The organism is Streptomyces sp. NPDC050439 (assembly GCF_040655335.1).
Classification (GTDB): Bacteria; Actinomycetota; Actinomycetes; order Streptomycetales; family Streptomycetaceae; genus Streptomyces.
In genome coordinates this window covers 955,213-970,795 of the sequence record NZ_JBFAJT010000002.1, presented here as the reverse complement: position 1 = coordinate 970,795, position 15,583 = coordinate 955,213, and the positions used below count along the sequence as shown (strand labels likewise).

At 70.0% G+C, this 15,583-nt stretch carries 14 protein-coding genes; 8 read left to right on the top strand and 6 right to left on the bottom strand.

The window, feature by feature from the left end:
- Window positions 1-121 precede the first annotated feature (121 nt).
- Both AB0I66_RS11455 and AB0I66_RS11450 read right to left on the bottom strand, forming a co-directional pair.
- Window positions 122-793 carry a hypothetical protein gene (locus AB0I66_RS11455; RefSeq protein ID WP_363207531.1) on the bottom strand — a complete coding sequence of 224 codons (672 nt, stop codon included), beginning with the start codon at window positions 791-793 and terminating at the stop codon, window positions 122-124.
- Window positions 794-804: 11 nt separating this feature from the next.
- Window positions 805-1,566, bottom strand: coding sequence for a sulfite exporter TauE/SafE family protein (locus AB0I66_RS11450; protein ID WP_363207530.1), 762 nt, complete (start codon window positions 1,564-1,566; stop codon window positions 805-807).
- 84 nt (window positions 1,567-1,650) lie between these two features.
- On the opposite strand from AB0I66_RS11450, the gene AB0I66_RS11445 reads away from it, so the two are divergent.
- Window positions 1,651-2,577 (top strand): LysR family transcriptional regulator, encoded by a 927-nt coding sequence (locus tag AB0I66_RS11445; protein WP_363207529.1) that lies wholly within the window; start codon window positions 1,651-1,653, stop codon window positions 2,575-2,577.
- Window positions 2,578-2,731: 154 nt separating this feature from the next.
- Here AB0I66_RS11445 and AB0I66_RS11440 read toward each other — a convergent pair whose 3' ends face one another.
- Entirely contained in the window at window positions 2,732-2,854 is a 123-nt protein-coding gene (locus AB0I66_RS11440; RefSeq protein WP_363207528.1) for a hypothetical protein, read from the bottom strand.
- Window positions 2,855-3,075: 221 nt separating this feature from the next.
- A complete protein-coding gene (locus AB0I66_RS11435; RefSeq protein ID WP_363207527.1) occupies window positions 3,076-4,074 on the bottom strand; it encodes a LacI family DNA-binding transcriptional regulator in 999 nt (332 codons plus the stop codon).
- Window positions 4,075-4,476: 402 nt separating this feature from the next.
- On the opposite strand from AB0I66_RS11435, the gene AB0I66_RS11430 reads away from it, so the two are divergent.
- From AB0I66_RS11430 to AB0I66_RS11410, 5 genes are all read left to right on the top strand, one after another.
- Window positions 4,477-5,340, top strand: a complete 864-nt coding sequence (locus tag AB0I66_RS11430) for an ABC transporter permease (protein WP_363207526.1) — start codon at window positions 4,477-4,479, stop codon at window positions 5,338-5,340.
- 130 nt (window positions 5,341-5,470) lie between these two features.
- Entirely contained in the window at window positions 5,471-6,499 is a 1,029-nt protein-coding gene (locus tag AB0I66_RS11425) for an ABC transporter substrate-binding protein (protein ID WP_363207525.1), read from the top strand.
- Between the two features lie 38 nt (window positions 6,500-6,537).
- On the top strand, window positions 6,538-7,362 hold the full coding sequence (locus tag AB0I66_RS11420; protein ID WP_363207880.1) for an ABC transporter ATP-binding protein: 825 nt from the start codon (window positions 6,538-6,540) through the stop codon (window positions 7,360-7,362).
- Window positions 7,363-7,426: 64 nt separating this feature from the next.
- Entirely contained in the window at window positions 7,427-8,008 is a 582-nt protein-coding gene (locus tag AB0I66_RS11415) for an XRE family transcriptional regulator (protein ID WP_363207524.1), read from the top strand.
- A complete protein-coding gene (locus AB0I66_RS11410; RefSeq protein WP_363207523.1) occupies window positions 8,005-8,643 on the top strand; it encodes a GNAT family N-acetyltransferase in 639 nt (212 codons plus the stop codon). Before AB0I66_RS11415 ends, AB0I66_RS11410 begins: the two co-directional genes overlap by 4 nt.
- On the opposite strand, the gene AB0I66_RS11405 is transcribed toward AB0I66_RS11410, so the two are convergent.
- Both AB0I66_RS11405 and AB0I66_RS11400 read right to left on the bottom strand, forming a co-directional pair.
- The gene (locus AB0I66_RS11405) at window positions 8,613-9,431 is read right to left on the bottom strand and encodes a sugar phosphate isomerase/epimerase (protein WP_363207879.1); all 819 of its coding nucleotides are present in this window, start codon (window positions 9,429-9,431) and stop codon (window positions 8,613-8,615) included. The genes AB0I66_RS11410 and AB0I66_RS11405 overlap by 31 nt on opposite strands.
- A gap of 70 nt (window positions 9,432-9,501) precedes the next feature.
- Entirely contained in the window at window positions 9,502-13,104 is a 3,603-nt protein-coding gene (locus AB0I66_RS11400; RefSeq protein WP_363207522.1) for a ThuA domain-containing protein, read from the bottom strand.
- Between the two features lie 410 nt (window positions 13,105-13,514).
- Here AB0I66_RS11400 and AB0I66_RS11395 point away from each other — a divergent pair, with 410 nt between their 5' ends.
- Together AB0I66_RS11395 and AB0I66_RS11390 are read left to right on the top strand one after the other, a co-directional pair.
- A complete protein-coding gene (locus AB0I66_RS11395) occupies window positions 13,515-14,591 on the top strand; it encodes an alpha/beta hydrolase (RefSeq protein WP_363207521.1) in 1,077 nt (358 codons plus the stop codon).
- Between the two features lie 141 nt (window positions 14,592-14,732).
- On the top strand, window positions 14,733-15,113 hold the full coding sequence (locus AB0I66_RS11390) for an MmcQ/YjbR family DNA-binding protein (RefSeq protein WP_363207520.1): 381 nt from the start codon (window positions 14,733-14,735) through the stop codon (window positions 15,111-15,113).
- Window positions 15,114-15,583 lie beyond the last annotated feature (470 nt).

The following is a 15,583-nucleotide window of genomic DNA, read 5'->3' as shown; positions in this document are numbered from 1 at the left end:
GTCGGCGGAAGGCGGGGCGGGGGCAGGGGTGCGTGGAGAGTGGCAGTCCGGTTCTTGCCTGTGACGCAGCGTCAGGTGCTGTGGTGGCGGACTGATGACTTGTGGCCGGGGTGGGCGTGGTTCACGTCAGGCCGCCGGAGACCGGCGTGGCGCCGAGGTTTCCGTCTCCGTCCTCGCTGCCGCGCCCGCGCCCGTCTCCGCCCGCGTCCCCGCCGCCGCGCACGCTCCCGTCCCCGCCCGCGTCCCCGTCCGCGTGGCGCAGGACCCAGTCGTCGAGGTCGCGGGCGGCTTCCAGCGGATTGCCTGCAACGTAATCCCGCCACCACCCCACCTGAGTGGAACTTTTGGTGGCCGAGGCCGACTCGGCGGCGCGCAGCTCCTCACGGAAGCAGGACTCGGCCGCGGTGAAGCGTGCCCGCGCCGTCGGCGCGTCCACTCCCAGGACGTCACCGATGACCTGCCAGTTCGCCCCGCCGAGCCGCTCGTACACGGTGGCGGCCTCGAAGAAGCGCTGCGCGGCGCGCAGCACGTGGGCGGCGTCGGATAGCACCGAGCCGGGGGAGTGCGTGGTGCCGTCGGGGCGCAGCTCGCGTTCACCGACGGGCACGGCCGCGCGTGCGATCTCGGCCAGATCACACGCTTCGTACGCCATCGCCAGCCGGGCTCGTGCCGCGTCGGTGAACGGGTGTCGCGTGTACGGCGCTCGCGTGTACGGCGGTCGCGTGTACGGCGGTTCAGAGTGCGGCGACCCCTCGTTCGGCGAGGCGGCGGCGTCGGAGTGTGAGCTGTCCATGCTGGCCGGCCTCAGCCGCGTACGAAGTAGAGGACGGTCATCGACACGGCGGTGGTCAGGATGATGCCGCGCAGCAGCCGGTCGGAGAGATGGCGCGCGAAGTGGGCTCCGGTGAAGCCGCCCGCCAGCGCCCCGGCGAACATCGTGGCGAGGACGAGCGGATTGCTCAGCGCGTCGGAGGCGACGAGGAGCAGGGCGGCCGCGCTGAGGTTGATGGCCGCGATCTGCGTGACCCGCATCGGATTGCTGACCGCGGTGTCGAGTCCGAGGCCGATGCCCCACAGGGCGAACATCATGATGCCTACGGCCCCGCCGAAGTATCCGCCGTAGAGGGCGAGGAGGAACTGGCTGAGCAGAATGGCCCGGGAGCTGATGCCGAGCTCGCGGCCGAGTGCGTCGCTCAGCGCGCGGGAGAGGCGGCGGCCGAAGGCGAGGACCAGCGTGGCGAACGCGAGCAGCCAGGGCACCGCGGCGTCGAACGACGCGGCGGGCAGGGTGAGGAGCAGGACGGCGCCGAGCCCGCCCCCGACCACGCTGACCACCGTCAGCGCCTTCGTGGATGTCGTCCCGAGCGGGGTGAGTTCGCGTCGGTACACCCATCCACTGGCCACGGCTCCGGGGACGAGGGCGATGGTCGACGACGCGTTCGCCGTCACGGGGGACAGGCCGACCGCCACCAGAGCGGGCAGCGCCACGAACGTGCCTCCGCCGCCGACGGAGTTCAGCGCTCCGGCGGCGAGGCCCGCCACCAGCACGAGGAGTATTTCTGACACCCGCCGAGCATCGCCCTGTGGGCGGTGGGCCCACAATGCGTTATCGGCGTACCCAGCCTAAGGCTGTGCCATAGGCTCACGAGGGTGCGCTATGACCTGGACGACCTGCGGCTGTTCCTCGGCATCGTGACGGAGGGGTCGATCACGGCGGGCGCCCGCCGCATGCACCTGAGCCTGCCGTCGGCCAGCGCGAGGGTCCGCTCGCTGGAACAGCAGGCCGGTGTGGCGCTGCTGATCCGCGGCCGGAGGGGCGTGCGGCCGACCCCGGCGGGGACCACGCTGGCCCGGCACGCGCGCGAGGTCCTGGCCCAGACCGTCCGTCTGGAGAGCGCGGTCGCGAGCTATACGAGATCCCCGACCGCGCCCCTGACCCTGCTTGGCGGCGGTTCGGCGGTGCACCGGCTCGTGCCGCAGGCCTTGGTCTCGTTCCTGCTGGCCCACCCGGATGTCGACGTCCGCGTCTTCGAGAACCGCACGCCACAGATCGTGCGGATGCTGGCGGACGGCGAGGCGGACCTGGGGATCGTCCTGGACGACGAGGCGCGCGACTGCGGTCTGGCGATGGAACCCCTCGGCGACGACTCCCTGGTGGTCGTCGGCCAGGCGGGCGGCATCCTCGCGGGCCGTACGTCCCTGACCTACAGCGAGGCGGCCGAGCACCCTCTCGTCGGCCTCGACGCCGATGCCTCGCTGCGCCGCTGGATCGAGCGACATGTGGGCCCCCACGCACCGGTCGTGCGCTACCGCACGACGGTCGCCGACCTCAATGTCCTGGTGGCCCTCGCGGCGGCGGGCGTCGGCCTCGCCATAGTCCCCCGCCGCGTGATCGACCCGTCCCAGCCCCTGGAGGTATGCGACTTGCAGGACTCTTGGGCCCGCCGCCACCACCTCCTGGCCTGGGGCACCAAAACAGGCCCGGCTTCCCCGGCCGCCAAGTCCCTGGCCGAGCATCTGCGCAGGGCGTCGAACGCCGAACCAAGGCGCGCCCTCCCACCCCTCCCACCTTCCTGAACCCTCAGCCCGCACCACCACCTCGCCCCGCACCCGCTCCACCCGTGACCTGGCGCCCTGTTCGCGAAGGGCGAGGGCCAGTACTTCGCGGCTCATGCGTGTCGCGGGGCAGGGTCACTGTGGTGAGTGGGGGCGTGAGTTTGTCCCTGAATGCTCAGCCCGTGGGCCGTCCGGTGCTGGCCCGCAGCACCACCTCGCCCCGCACCCGCTCCACCCGTGATCTGGCGCCCTGTTCGCGGAGGGCGAGGGCCGGTACGTCGCGGCCGATGCGTGTCATGGGGCAGGGTCACTGTGGTGAGTGGGGGCGTGAGTTTGTCCCTGAATGCTCAGCCCGTGGGCCGTCCGGTGCTGGCCCGCAGCACCACCTCGCCCTTCACCCGCTCCACCCGTGATCTGGCGCCCTGTTCGCGGAGGGCGAGGGCCGGTACGTCGCGGCTCATGCGTGTCGCGGGGCAGGGCCACTGCGGTGAGTGAGGGCGTGAGTTCGTCCTTGAATGCTCAGCCCGTGGGCCGTCCCGTGCTGGCCCGCAGCACCACCTCGCCCCGCACCCGCTCCACCCGTGACCTGGCGCCCCGTTCGCGGAGGGCGAGGGCCAGTACGTCGCGGCCCATGCGTGTCAGCGGCAGCGCCACCGTGGTCAGCGGGGGCGTGAGTTCGCCGATGAGGGGGATGTCGTCGAAGCCCGCGAGCGACACGTCGTCCGGCACCCGGAGCCCCCGCTCCCGGAGTGCACCCAATGCCCCCACGGCCATCACGTCCGTCACCGCGAAGACGCAGGTCGGACGCTGCCCCCGCCGCAGCAGTTCGACCGCCGCCGCATGACCGCCGTCGCGGGTGAAGGCGCCCTCGACGATCCGCTCCGGGCGGAGGGCGACCCCCGCGTCGGCCAGCGCCTCGCGGAAACCGGCCAGGCGGTCCGCGACCGTGGTGAGACGTTCGGGACCGGTGAGGACGGCGAACTCCCGGTGGCCCAAGGCCAGTAGAGCCCGCGCCAGCGCACCCGCCCCCGCCCGGTTCTCGGGCTGCACCGTGTCCACGCGCAGGCTGCGGTGCCGGCTGACCACGGCGACGCGGCCCCCGTCACGCATGTAGGGAACGAGCTCCGACTCCAACGCCCTTTCCCACGCGGGGTCCTGGAAGCCCGAGCCGATGAGGAGGATCGCCCGCGCCCGCTGCGCCCGCAGCATCGAGACGTACGCGATCTCCCGCGCCGGAGCGCGGAAGGTGCTGGCCAGCATGACCAGCACGTCCTGCTCGGCCGCCGCCGCCATCACCCCGCTCGCGATGGCCGCGAAGTACGGGTCACCGACGTCGTGACAGATGACGCCGACGGTGTTGTTCGAGGAACTGGCGAGCGCCTGCGCATGGGCGTTGGGGATGTATCCCAGCAGGTCCGCCGCTTCGAGCACCCTGCGTCGCAGATCCTCGCGTACGCGCGTCGTGCCGTTCAGGGCCCGGGACGCGGTGGCCGGGGAGACCCCGGCGGTCCGGGCCACCGCGTGGAGGGTGACGTGGGGCCCGCGCTCGCGTCCCCGCCCTGGCGCGGGCGCGGCGGCAGGGGCTAGCGGTTCCTGCCCCTGCGCAGACCCCTGCGCAGGCCCCTGTGCCTGCCCCCGCGTCTGCCCCGGCCCTTGCGGCCGCCCAGCTCCGGACCCCTGCTCGCGCCCCAACGCCCGCACCGCGCCCCCCTCGTCCCGCCCCGCGAAACTTCGAGCCGACCTATTGACCCTGCGGTCAGCCAGTCATTAGCGTGGCGAACACCTTATCAGAAAGCGCTTTCTGAAAGCGGTTTCCGCATCACTGTCTCACCTATCGCCTCACCTATCGCCTTACCTGTCGCCCCACGTACCACCTCACCTACCACCTCACGACACCGCTTCACGCCAGGGGAGTTCACCGTGAGCCAGAGCGCACTGCAGGCAACTCCCGCGAAAACGGCAGGCGTTGTCGACCGCAGCCGCCCCACCCCGAGCCAACGCCTCGCAGAAGCGGCCGAGAAGAGCTGGCGTCCGCTCGTCCTGCTGCTCGTCTGCTTCGGCGTCTGGTGGCTGATCGCCGCCACCGAGATGGTCGAGGCGTATCTCGTGCCCTCGCCGGGCGCGACCTTCGACGTGATCCTCGACAAGCCCGACTACCTGTGGCAGCACACCTGGGTCACCACCTACGAGACCCTGCTCGGCTTCGTCATCGCCGTGGTCGTCGGCATCCTCGCCGCGGTCCTCATGGTCTATTCGACGACCGTCGAGAAGACGCTCTACCCGATCCTGCTCTTCGCCCAGGTCGTACCGAAGATCGCGATCGCCCCGCTGTTCGTCGTCTGGCTCGGCTTCGGCATCGCGCCGAAGATCCTCATCGCCGTGCTCATCGCCTTCTTCCCCGTCGTCATCTCGATGGTGACCGGGCTGAAGGCCGTCGACCCGGAGATGCTCCAGCTCTCCGCCACCATGGGCGCGCGGCCCTGGCAGACCTTCCTCAAAATCCGCTTCCCCGCGTCGCTGCCGCACCTCTTCTCCGGCCTGAAGGTGGCCGTCACGCTCGCCGTGACCGGCGCCGTCGTGGGTGAGTTCGTCGGCGCGAACGAAGGCCTCGGATACGTGATCCTCCAGGCCAACGGAAATCTCGACACCCCCATGCTCTTCGCGGGCCTGCTCGTCATGTCGCTGATCGGCGTCGTCCTCTTCGTGCTCGTCGAGATCGCCGAGAAGCTGCTGCTCCCGTGGCACGCGAGCCGCAGGGACGTGGCCGCCACCACGGCGTACTGAGATCCACCTCGGCCCACCAAGACCCACTACGGCCCACCAAGACCCACCACGGCCTACCAAGACCCACCCGCGGTGCCGGCGCACCCACCCCGCCAGTCCGATGTCCGACGTACGCGAGAAGGGCCGTCCCATGCACGCGCGCAGACTGCTCACCGGCCTCGTCCCCCTGACCCTCGTCGCGGTGACCGCGACGGCCTGTGGCGGCGACGACGACAAGACGAGCACCAGTGACTCGGGCAAGAAGCTCGACAAGGTGACGCTGACGCTCAACTGGTATCCGTACGGCGAACACGCGCCGTTCTACTACGGCAAGCAGCAGAAGATCTTCGAGAAGCACGGCATCGACCTCGACATCAGGGCGGGCCAGGGGTCGCAGAAGACCGTGCAGGCCACCGGCGCCGGGCAGACCGACTTCGGCTGGGCGGACACCCCCGCGGTGCTCGCGGGCGTGGACCAGGGCGTGAAGGTGAAGAGCCTGGGCGTCTTCCTGCAGACGACCCCCGCCTCGGTGCAGTACTTCGAGGCCCAGGGCATCAAGTCGCCCGCCGACCTCAAGGGCAAGACGATCGCGGGCACGGCGGGCGACGCGCTCACCAAGACCTTCCCGATCTTCCTGGAGAAGAACGACATGGACGTCTCCGACGTCAACATCCAGAACACCGACCCGGCGGGCAAGATCGCCGCGGTGATCTCCGGCAAGACGGACGCGCTGCTCGGATACGCGAGCGACCAGGGCCCCACCATGCAGAACAAGGCCAAGAAGGGCGTCTCGTATCTGCGCTTCTCCGAGAACGGCCTGAACTTCTACTCCAACGGCCTCATCGCCGGGCCCAAGACCCTCCAGGGCAGGGGTGATCTGGCCAAGCGCATGACCGCCGCGGTGAGTGAGGCGTGGGCGGCCGCGGAGAAGAGCCCGGAGCCCGCGGTCGCCTCGATGGAGGGCGCCTCCGAGCAACTGCCGCCCAAGGACGTGCTGTCCGAGCAGTTCAAGACGACGCTGACCCTGCTGCACACCGACGCGACAGAGGGCAAGGCGCCGGGTGCCAACACCGAGGCGGACTGGCAGCAGACCATCGACGTCTTCTCCGAGGCGGGCATGGTCAAGGAGGCCAAGCCCGTCGCCGAGTACTGGGACGCGGCCAAGGGAATCAAGGGCTGAGGGGCGGCAGAGCCATGGCGAAGGACGCGATTCTCAAGATGAGCGACGAGCCACGCGCGACGGCGGGAAAGACGGCGGAAAGAGACGCGCGGTCGGCCGCGGTACGCCTCGATGACGTCGCCGTCCGCTTCCGTACGAAGAAGAAGGACGTCACCGCGTTGCGGGACGTCTCGCTGAACGTCGGCGCGGGCGAGTTCGTGGCGATCGTCGGCCCGTCGGGCTGCGGCAAGTCCACCCTCCTGAAGCTGATCGCCGGGTTGCTCGCGCCCTCTTCGGGGGATGTGCTGCTCGGCGGCGAGCGGGTGCGCGGGCCGCGCCGCGACATCGGATACGTCTTCCAGCGCGCCGCCCTCCTGGACTGGCGCACGGCACGCCGCAACATCCTCCTTCAGGCGGAGATGCGGGGAATCCCGGGCGCCGAGGCACGCGCGCGTACCGACGAGTTGATCCACATGACCGGGCTCGACGGCTTCGAGGACGCCTATCCGCACGAGCTGTCCGGTGGCATGCAGCAGCGTGTCGCGCTCTGCCGGGCGCTGCTTCACGAGCCTCCGGTGCTGCTGATGGACGAGCCCTTCGGCGCGCTCGACGCACTCACGCGCGAGCAGATGAACGTCGAGCTGAACCGGATCTGGCGCGAGACCGGGACCACGGTGCTCCTGGTGACGCACTCGATCCCGGAGGCCGTCTATCTGGCCGATCGCGTGGTCGTGATGAGTCCGCGGCCCGGCACGGTGGAGGAGATCATCGATGTCGGCCTCCCCGCCGAGCGCTCGTACGCGTCGACGCTGGCGACAGCCGAGTTCGTCGAGGCCACCGGGCGCATCCGCGAGTTGCTGGGGGCGGTGTCCGCGCACGAGTGAGGCCTGCTCCACGGAGCCGGGCGGGGGTTGTCGCGCGTCTCATATTCGGGATACCGTGCCGAATATGGAACGCACGCCAAGCGTGGAACACGACGGGGTCGACGAACGGCTCGCCGCGCGCCTCGCCGAACTGCGCGCGGAACACGGCTGGTCCCTGGGTGACCTGGCGGACCGCAGCGGCGTGAGCCGCTCCACCCTGTCGCGGGCCGAACGCGCGGAGATCAGCCCCACCGCGTCCCTCCTCAACCGGCTCTGTGCCGTCTACGAACGCCCCATGTCGCAACTCCTGAGCGAGGTGGAGGCCGAGCCCGCGCAACTGGTGCGCGCCGCCGAGCAGAGCGTGTGGACCGACGGCGCCTCCGGCTTCGTGCGCCGGTCGGTGTCGCCGCCGCACGCCGGGCTGCGCGGCGAACTCGTCGAGGGCCGGCTGGAACCGGGCGCCGACGTGGCGTACGACCGGCCTCCCGTGGCCGGGCTCGAGCAGCACATCTGGGTGCTCGACGGTGGCCTCGAAGTGACCGTGCAGGGCGAGACGCACGCCCTGGACGCCGGGGACTGCCTGCGCTTCAGGCTGTGGGGGCCGACGCGGTTCCGGTGCCTAGGGGAGCGGGCCGTGCGGTACGCCCTGGTGGTGGTCGCGCGATGAACACCGGGCGTGCGAAACAGGCCGCAGGGCAAGCGACGCCGCCCGCGGGGCAAGCGGCACAGACGCCGACGCGCCTCACCGCCGGGCAACTCCTCGCAACAGCCGACGACTTGGCGGGCCTGCTCGCCGATGTCGTGGACGGCGGATCGTCCCTCGGCTTCCTCGCGCCCCTGGACAAGGCGGCCGCCGCCATCTGGTGGCGCAGCCTGGCCCCCGCGGTGGCCGAAGGCCGGCTCGCGATCTGGGTGGCGCGCGACGGCGAGCGGATCACCGGGACCGTCAGTGTCGGCTTCGTGGACAAGCCCAACGGCAGGCATCGCGCCGAGATACTCAAGCTGATGGTCCATCGCGCCGCGCGCGGCCGCGGCTTCGCGCGCACCCTCCTGGCCACGGCGGAACAGGCGGCCGCCGACGCGGGCGTCACCCTCCTGGTCCTGGACACGGAGACCGGCAGCCCCGCCGAGTCCCTTTACCGGCACGGCGGTTGGACGGCTGCCGGGACCATCCCGGACTACGCGGCCGATCCGGCCGGGGTGCTCCACCCGACCACCCTCTTCTTTAAGAAGGTGGGCGGTTCGGGCACACCCCGGCCGAAGCCGGCACCTCAGTACCGCAGTGCGGCCAGATACGCGTAACTGTTGCGGGCCGTGGCGAACGGATCGGCGGGGCTGTCGTGCTCCACCAGCCACTGCTTGACGCCGCCCGACCGCGCGTCGTCGAACATCGCGGCGAAGTCCAGCGTCCCCGAGCCGACGTCGGCGAAGCCGCCGTCCGGTGCCATGTCCTTCACATGGAGCGCGGGGAAACGCCGCCGGTGCCGCACGAAGTACGTCGCCGGATCCGCGCCGCCCTTCGCCGCCCAGTACACGTCCAGTTCGAAGCCGACCAGATGCGGGTCGGTCTCGGTGAGGAGGATGTCGTACAGGCTCGTGCCGTCCACCACCACATGGTCCGAACCGTGGTTGTGGAAGAGCACCGGACCGAGCCCTGCGTCACGAGACGCCTGCCCGATGCGGTTGAACTGCCGTGCCGCCTCCCGGAATCCGTCCGGCGTGTGCAGCGCGCCGGGCAGACTCGGCACCACCGGCCACTTCGCGCCGAGGGTGTGCAGGTCCTCCAGCGCCTGCGGAAGACCGCTGCCCTTGAGGATGTCGTACGAGATGTGTTCGAGGACCGCGCGCAGGTCCACCGCGTCGAGCATCCGCCGGATGCCGGCCGCGTCGTTCCCGTGCCTGCCGCTCACGCCCACCGTCGCGTAGCCGATGTCGGCGAGCTGCTCCAGCGTGCCCGCGAAGTCCCGCGCCAGGGCATCACGCATCGTGTAGAGGTGCATGCCGATCCCGCCGCGCGGGATGCGACGGCACCGTGACGCGTCACTCGCGCGCGCGGGCAGTGCGGTACCGACCGCTGCCGCGAGCCCCATCGACGTACCGAGAAAGGCGCGTCTGGTCCCGTTCAGACCGGTTCTCTTCCTGGATGTCATGGCTGACCCCTCACTTCGCCGTGATCCGGACAGCGCCGGTCGTCGTGTCGCCCTTGTCGTCCGTGACGGTCAGATGCGCCGTGTACGGGCCCTTGCGCGCGTACGTGTGCTCGGCGGTGGCGCTCTCCGTGCCGGTCGGCTTGACGTTGTCGCCGAAGTCCCAGTGATACGAGGCCGCCGTGCGGCCCGCGGGGAGCTTCACCGTGCTCGTGAGCTTGACGGCGAGAGGCGCGGTGCCGTCGGCCGGAGCCGCCTTGACCGTCACCTTCGCACCGGTCTTCTTCTCGACGCCGGGTCCGTTGAAGTGCAGCCAGTCGAGCGTCAGGAGGTCGGCCTTCTCGGACGTCCACTCGGGGTTGGTGAAGACGGCGTAGAGCTTCGTCGTGCCGTCGTGGTCGGCCAGTTGGGCGGTCGGCGAGATGAAGTTGCCCCAGCCACCGGTGTTCGGCACGCTCACCTTGCCGAGCAGCTTGCCCGTCGAGGAACCGGCGCGGAACTCGATGTCGCCGCCGAGCCCGGCCGAAGCCGCGCCCACCGTCACGGAGTCGACGCCCTTGAGGTTCACGGGGTCGAAGGAAACCCAGTCGCCGTCCTCGATCTCGATGAGCCGCTTGCCGCCGGACGCGTCCGCGCGGTCACCGATGTCCACCCCGCCGTGCGCGCCGCCGGTGGCGGTACGGTGCTCGCCCTCCCGGAAGGAGGTCCGCAGCGTCAGCGAGGCGGACCCCGTCAGGGCCGGCGCACCGGACGCGCCCTTGTCCTCGTACTGGGCCGTGATCCCGTAGTACAGATTCTGCCCGGGACCATGACTGTCGCCGGCGTCCGTCACGATCTCGCCCGCGCAGCCGGTGTAGTTGTCCAGCGGATGCAGATGGGTGTCGTGGCCGAGCTGGGACTGGACGACGACCCGCTTGCAGTCGATCTTCCCGTCCTCCTTGTCCGTCACCTTGATCTTGAACGGAATCGTGTCGCCGAAGCTGAACGTCCCGCCGTTGGGCGGCTGTTGAATACTGACCACGGGCCGGGTGTTCCCGACGGTGATCTCCTGCACGGCCAGGCTGCTCAGCTCGTCCGGTCCGGTGACCTTCAGGCGCGCGCTGAACTGCCCCTTCTCGGTGTAGGTGTGCGTCGGGTTCGCCTCGGTCGAGTCGGTCGTGCCGTTGCCGTCGAAGTCCCACGCGTAGGTTACGGGCTTGCCGCCGGGCAGCCCCGAACCCGCGCTGGAGAACTTCACCTCAAGTGGGCTGCTGCCGTTGTCCGGAGTGGCAGTGACGCGCGCGTCGGGCAGCCGTCCGTCCGCCACGTAGTCGATGCGGTAGATGCCCGCGCCTTCGTTGCCGCCGCCGCGGCCCGTGCCGCTGCCGAGCCCGAAGTCGATGACGTACATGGCACCGTCAGGACCGAAGTCGGCATCGAAAGGCTGATTCCACTTCATGTCACCGAAAATGGAGTTGATCGACTGGAGATCGCCCGCCTTCGCGGGCTCGAAGCGCGGATCGGTGAACGTCTGGTCCTTCTCCTGCATCGAGAAGACCTTGAACCACTGCCGCGTCAGCTCGTAGTTGAACCACTTCCCCTCGAAGTACTCGGGGAACTTCGTCTTGTACGTGTTGGCGGCGTCGTAGTCATAGACGGGACCGCTCATCGGACCGCCGCCGCCCGTGCCGAGTTCGGGGAACTTCTCCGAGGCGGAGTAGGCGTACCAGACATCCGCGGCCTGGGCCGGAGGCAGGTCGCGCAGGCCCGTGTTGTTCGGCGAATCGTTCACGATCTTCGCGCAGTCGAATTTCGCGCCTGATTTCTTCGTCGCGAAGTCGTAGTCGTTGAACGGGGTGTTGTTGCCGACGCAGTACGGCCAGCCGTAGTTGCCCGCCTTGGTGATCCGGTTGTACTCGACGGTTCCTTCCGGGCCGCGGTCGGCCACGGCGTTCTTCGCGTCGGGCCCGTAGTCCGCCATCAGCAGGGCGCCGCTCAGCGGGTCCGTGGTGATGCGGAAGGGGTTGCGCATGCCCATCGCGTAGATCTCGGGTCGGGTCTTGTCGGTCCCCGGCGCGAAGAGGTTCCCCTCCGGCACGGAATAGGTCCCGTCGTCCTTCGGCGTGACGCGCAGGACCTTGCCCCGCAGGTCGTTCGTATTGCCGGAGGTGCCCTGCGCGTCCCAGGCGCGGCGGCCCTCGCGCTCGTCGATGGGGCTGAATCCGTCCGACGCGAACGGGTCGGTGTTGTCACCCGTGGCGATATACAGGTCGCCCTTCTTGTCGAAGGCGATCGACCCCGCCATGTGCGAGTTCGCCCGGCCCTCACCACGGAAGGTGGGAATGGTCAGGATCCGCTTCTCCGAAGCCGGATCGACCTTTCCGCCCGCTTCGGTGAAGCGCGAGAGATTGATGCGTTTCTCGTTCTTGTCCGAGTTCAGGAGATAGACCCAGTGGTTGTCCTCGAACTTCGGGTCGAGCGCGAGGCCGAGCAGTCCGTCCGACTGGCTCGTCATCTCGGGGGTGTAGTCGAAGTCGAGCGCCGTGGAGACCTTCAGCGTCTCCTGGTCGATGATCTTCAGCTTCCCGGTGCGCTGGATGAAGAACACCCGGCGGTCGGGCGCGACGGCCAGCTCGAAGGGGTCGGCCAGATCGTTCGTGGCGAGCGGCGTGCGCTGGAAGGCACCGGTCTTGGTGGCGGTGCAGTCGCCCGGCTTGTTGCCCGCGGCCCACTCGATGCCGCCGAGAATGTGCTTGAGGAAGCCCTCTTCCTGATAGGCCGCCTTGTCGTGTCCGCCCGCGGTGTACCAGGAGCGGCCGCCGTCGTAGTTCTGGCACCAGGACCACGGCTGGTCGACGCCCTCGTCGAGCCCGGTGACACCGTCGCGCACCTTGACCTGGGCGAGCGTGTGCACCTTGCCCGTCGGGTTGGCGCGCCAGTTGTACCACTCCTCCGTGCGCTCCCAGAGCTCCGGAAGACCCTTGGTGGAGGGGTGCGCGTGATCGAGCACCTTGACGCGCCCGGTCTGCACCTCGGGGTGCTTGTCGAAGATCGCCCCGACCAGACCCTCGTACCAGGACCAGTCCCGCTCGCTGGCCGACGCCGCGTGCAGACCGACCCAGCCGCCGCCCCCACGGACGTACTTCTGGAAGGCCGCACGCTGGTCGGCGTCGAGCAGGTCGCCCTTTTCCGGGGTGGAGTTGGTGTTGTTGAAGACGATGGCCTGGAAGCGGGCGAGATTGGCGTCGGTGAAGGCCGCCGCGTCGTCGGTGGCCTCGACCTCGAAGCCGTTCTCGCTGCCGAGCTTCTTGATGGCCTCGACACCCGCGGGGATCGAGTCGTGGGGGAAGTTGGTGACCTTGGAGAAGACGAGGACGCGGAAAGGGTCGGCTTTGGCCTCGGGCGGGGCTTCGGCTGCGGCCGGGGCTGCGACTTCGGGTGCGGGTGCGACTGCGGGTGCGGCTGCGGGTTGTGGCTGGGGTTTCGTTTCGGCAGCCGCGTGGGGCGATGCGGTGAGCCCGAGGCCGATGATGAGGGCCAGCAGGGCGATGAGCGCGAGCCAGGGGCTCGGCGTGGTGGGGCCCGGTCTCGATGTCGTGGGGCCGCGTCTGGGCGCGGTGGGACTCGTGGAACTCATGGCGCTCCCTGGGCTGGGCGGGTGGACGGCTGCCGGTAGCCGGGTTTGCGGTGAGTGCGAGTTGCGTGGGGTGGGTGGGGGTGCGCGGGTTAGAAAGCGCTTTCCCCTGTGCGGTGTTCAGCGTAGGTTCCGCTCTGACGGGGGGTCAATGGGTCGGAAGGGCCTGGCGTGAGAAGGGGGTCACGCAGAGGCACTTGAGTGAGGGCGCTGGTACGAGGGCGGTATGAGGGCGGTATGAGGGCGCGTGTGCGGGGGAGGGTTTTAGGGGTGGGTGGGCGTTCGGGAGCGGGCGTTCCAGGAGCAAGCTGAGATTCCAGCTCTGCCGACGCCGGCCCAGAACCGTTCCGGAACCGTCCCGTCCCAGATGTCGTCAGAAACCGTCCCAGATGTCGTACAGGGAGCCTTACGCAATGCCTGACCACGCCTCGACGCCCGCCCCCGCCGCGTACACCGCCGGACTCGTGAACGCGGCGGACGGCGTCCCCGTCGCCACGTACACCTGGCTGCCCGCCGGCGGCAGGCCGCGCGCCTTCGTGCAGATCGCCCACGGCGCGGGCGAACACGCCCTGCGCTACGACCGGTTCGCCCGCCACCTGATGGAACACGGCTACGGGGTGATCGCCTCGGACCACCGGGGGCATGGCGCGACGGCGCAGGCGACCGGGGGGTATGGGGTGACGGGCTCGTCCTCCGAGGGGCCTTCCGGTGGACCTTCCGACGAGGGAGCCGACGCGCCTTCTGACGAGGGAGCCGACGGGGCGGCCGATGCCCGGCGGTCCGACGCGTCCGGCGAGCCCGCCTCCTCGTACGACAGCTGGCGCGCCATCGTCGACGACCTCAAGGCGATCGGCGACCAGGTACGCACCCTGCACCCCGGGACCCCGCTCTTCCTGCTCGGCCACAGCATGGGCTCGCACCTCGCCAGGGACTACGCGCAGGAGTACCCGGACGGCCTCGCGGGCGTGATCCTCTCCGGCACGTTCCGCTCGCTCCCCGGTGTAGGGATCGACGAGTCGATCACCCGCCTGGAGCGTGAGATCGCCGAAGGCGGCCGGGAGGTGCTCTCCTCCTACCTCCCCGAACTCTTCGCCGCGTTCAACGACGCGTACCCGCACCGCACCGGCTTCGAATGGCTCTCGCGCGACGAGGCCGAGGTCGACGCGTACGTCGCCGACGAGCGCTGCGGTTTCCCCTTCTCCGCCGGGCTCTGCCTGGACTGGGTGCGTGCCGTGCGCAAGATGAACGACCCGCGAAACCTCGCCCGGGTGCCCGCTGACCTGCCCGTCCACATCGCCGTCGGCACCGAGGACCCCTGCAACCAGGGCATGACGCTGGTCCACGAACTCGTGGAGGACTACCGCTACGTGGGCCTCGACGACCTCACCTGGAGGGGTTACGAGGGGGCGCGCCACGAGATCCTCAACGAGACCAACCGGGAGGAAGTGCAGGAGGACCTGCTGAGCTGGATGGACAAGCGGGTGCTGTGAGGGGCGGGGCCGGGTCGCTGTCGCGCTGTCGCTGTTTCCGGGACTGCTGCGGGTGGTTCCGGGGCCGCTGTCGGTGGTTAGGGGGGCCGCTGTCAGTAGTTACGGGGGCCGCTGTCAGTGGTGTTGGCTACCGTTCGGGGCATGTCTCGAGCTCATGCCAAAGCCCAGGTCACGGGTGACGACGTCCGGCGTATCGCACTGGCCCTGCCGGATACGACGGAGAAGATCGCCTGGAGCATGCCCACCTTCCGGGTGGCAGGAAAAATGTTCGCCACGCTCCCGGAGGACGAGACGTCCATCGCCGTGCGGTGCCCGAAGGAGGAGCGGGACGAGTTGGTCCTCGCGGAGCCGGACAAGTTCTGGATCGCCGACCACGAGGCGATGTTCGCCTGGGTGCGCGCACGGCTCTCGGCGCTCGACAAGGATGAACTGAGTGACATCCTCGCCGACTCCTGGCGCCAGGCGGCCCCCACCCGACTCCTGGACGCGTACCCGGAGTTGGGGCTTCCGCCGACGGATTAAAAGGGATCGCTGCTGTCAGTGCCCCGTGGCATGATCCCGGCGGAGGTGACGGGCGAGGTTCGTGGGACGACGGACCGGGCGCCGCTGCCGGGGAGGGAACTGCGGTGCCGTCAGGGGACGGGTTGGGCGAGGGCGGGTCCGGTGAGAGCGGGACCGCTGGGGGCGGGACCGGCGAGGGCGAGCGTGGGCGGCTTCCGGTCGGGAGGCGAGGCGGGCGGGGCGAGCGCGCCACGCGCCTGCGCAAGGCCATGCCCCTGCGTAAGGCCATGCGCCTGCGTAAGGCCGAGCGCACGCCCACGCGCCTGCGCAAGGCCGAGCGCACGCCCACCGGCGGGCCGGCGACCGAACAATCCGCACCCCCAGGACAAGCCGCGCCCCCAAAACAAACCGCACCCCCAGGACAATCCGCACCCCCAGGACAAGCCGCACCCCCTGGACGAGCCGCGCCCCCTGGACAAGCCGCACCCCCA

What these genes read in the sequence shown, in the direction of transcription:
- AB0I66_RS11455 (WP_363207531.1), bottom strand. Translation starts at nt 793, where the DNA reads ATGGACAGCTCACACTCCGACGCCGCCGCCTCGCCGAACGAGGGGTCG.
- AB0I66_RS11440 (WP_363207528.1), bottom strand. Translation starts at nt 2,854, where the DNA reads ATGACACGCATCGGCCGCGACGTACCGGCCCTCGCCCTCCGCGAACAG.
- AB0I66_RS11425 (WP_363207525.1), top strand. Translation starts at nt 5,471, where the DNA reads ATGCACGCGCGCAGACTGCTCACCGGCCTCGTCCCCCTGACCCTCGTC.
- AB0I66_RS11420 (WP_363207880.1), top strand. Translation starts at nt 6,538, where the DNA reads ATGAGCGACGAGCCACGCGCGACGGCGGGAAAGACGGCGGAAAGAGAC.
- AB0I66_RS11415 (WP_363207524.1), top strand. Translation starts at nt 7,427, where the DNA reads ATGGAACGCACGCCAAGCGTGGAACACGACGGGGTCGACGAACGGCTC.
- AB0I66_RS11410 (WP_363207523.1), top strand. Translation starts at nt 8,005, where the DNA reads ATGAACACCGGGCGTGCGAAACAGGCCGCAGGGCAAGCGACGCCGCCC.
- AB0I66_RS11405 (WP_363207879.1), bottom strand. Translation starts at nt 9,431, where the DNA reads ATGGGGCTCGCGGCAGCGGTCGGTACCGCACTGCCCGCGCGCGCGAGT.
- AB0I66_RS11400 (WP_363207522.1), bottom strand. Translation starts at nt 13,104, where the DNA reads ATGAGTTCCACGAGTCCCACCGCGCCCAGACGCGGCCCCACGACATCG.
- AB0I66_RS11395 (WP_363207521.1), top strand. Translation starts at nt 13,515, where the DNA reads ATGCCTGACCACGCCTCGACGCCCGCCCCCGCCGCGTACACCGCCGGA.
- AB0I66_RS11390 (WP_363207520.1), top strand. Translation starts at nt 14,733, where the DNA reads ATGTCTCGAGCTCATGCCAAAGCCCAGGTCACGGGTGACGACGTCCGG.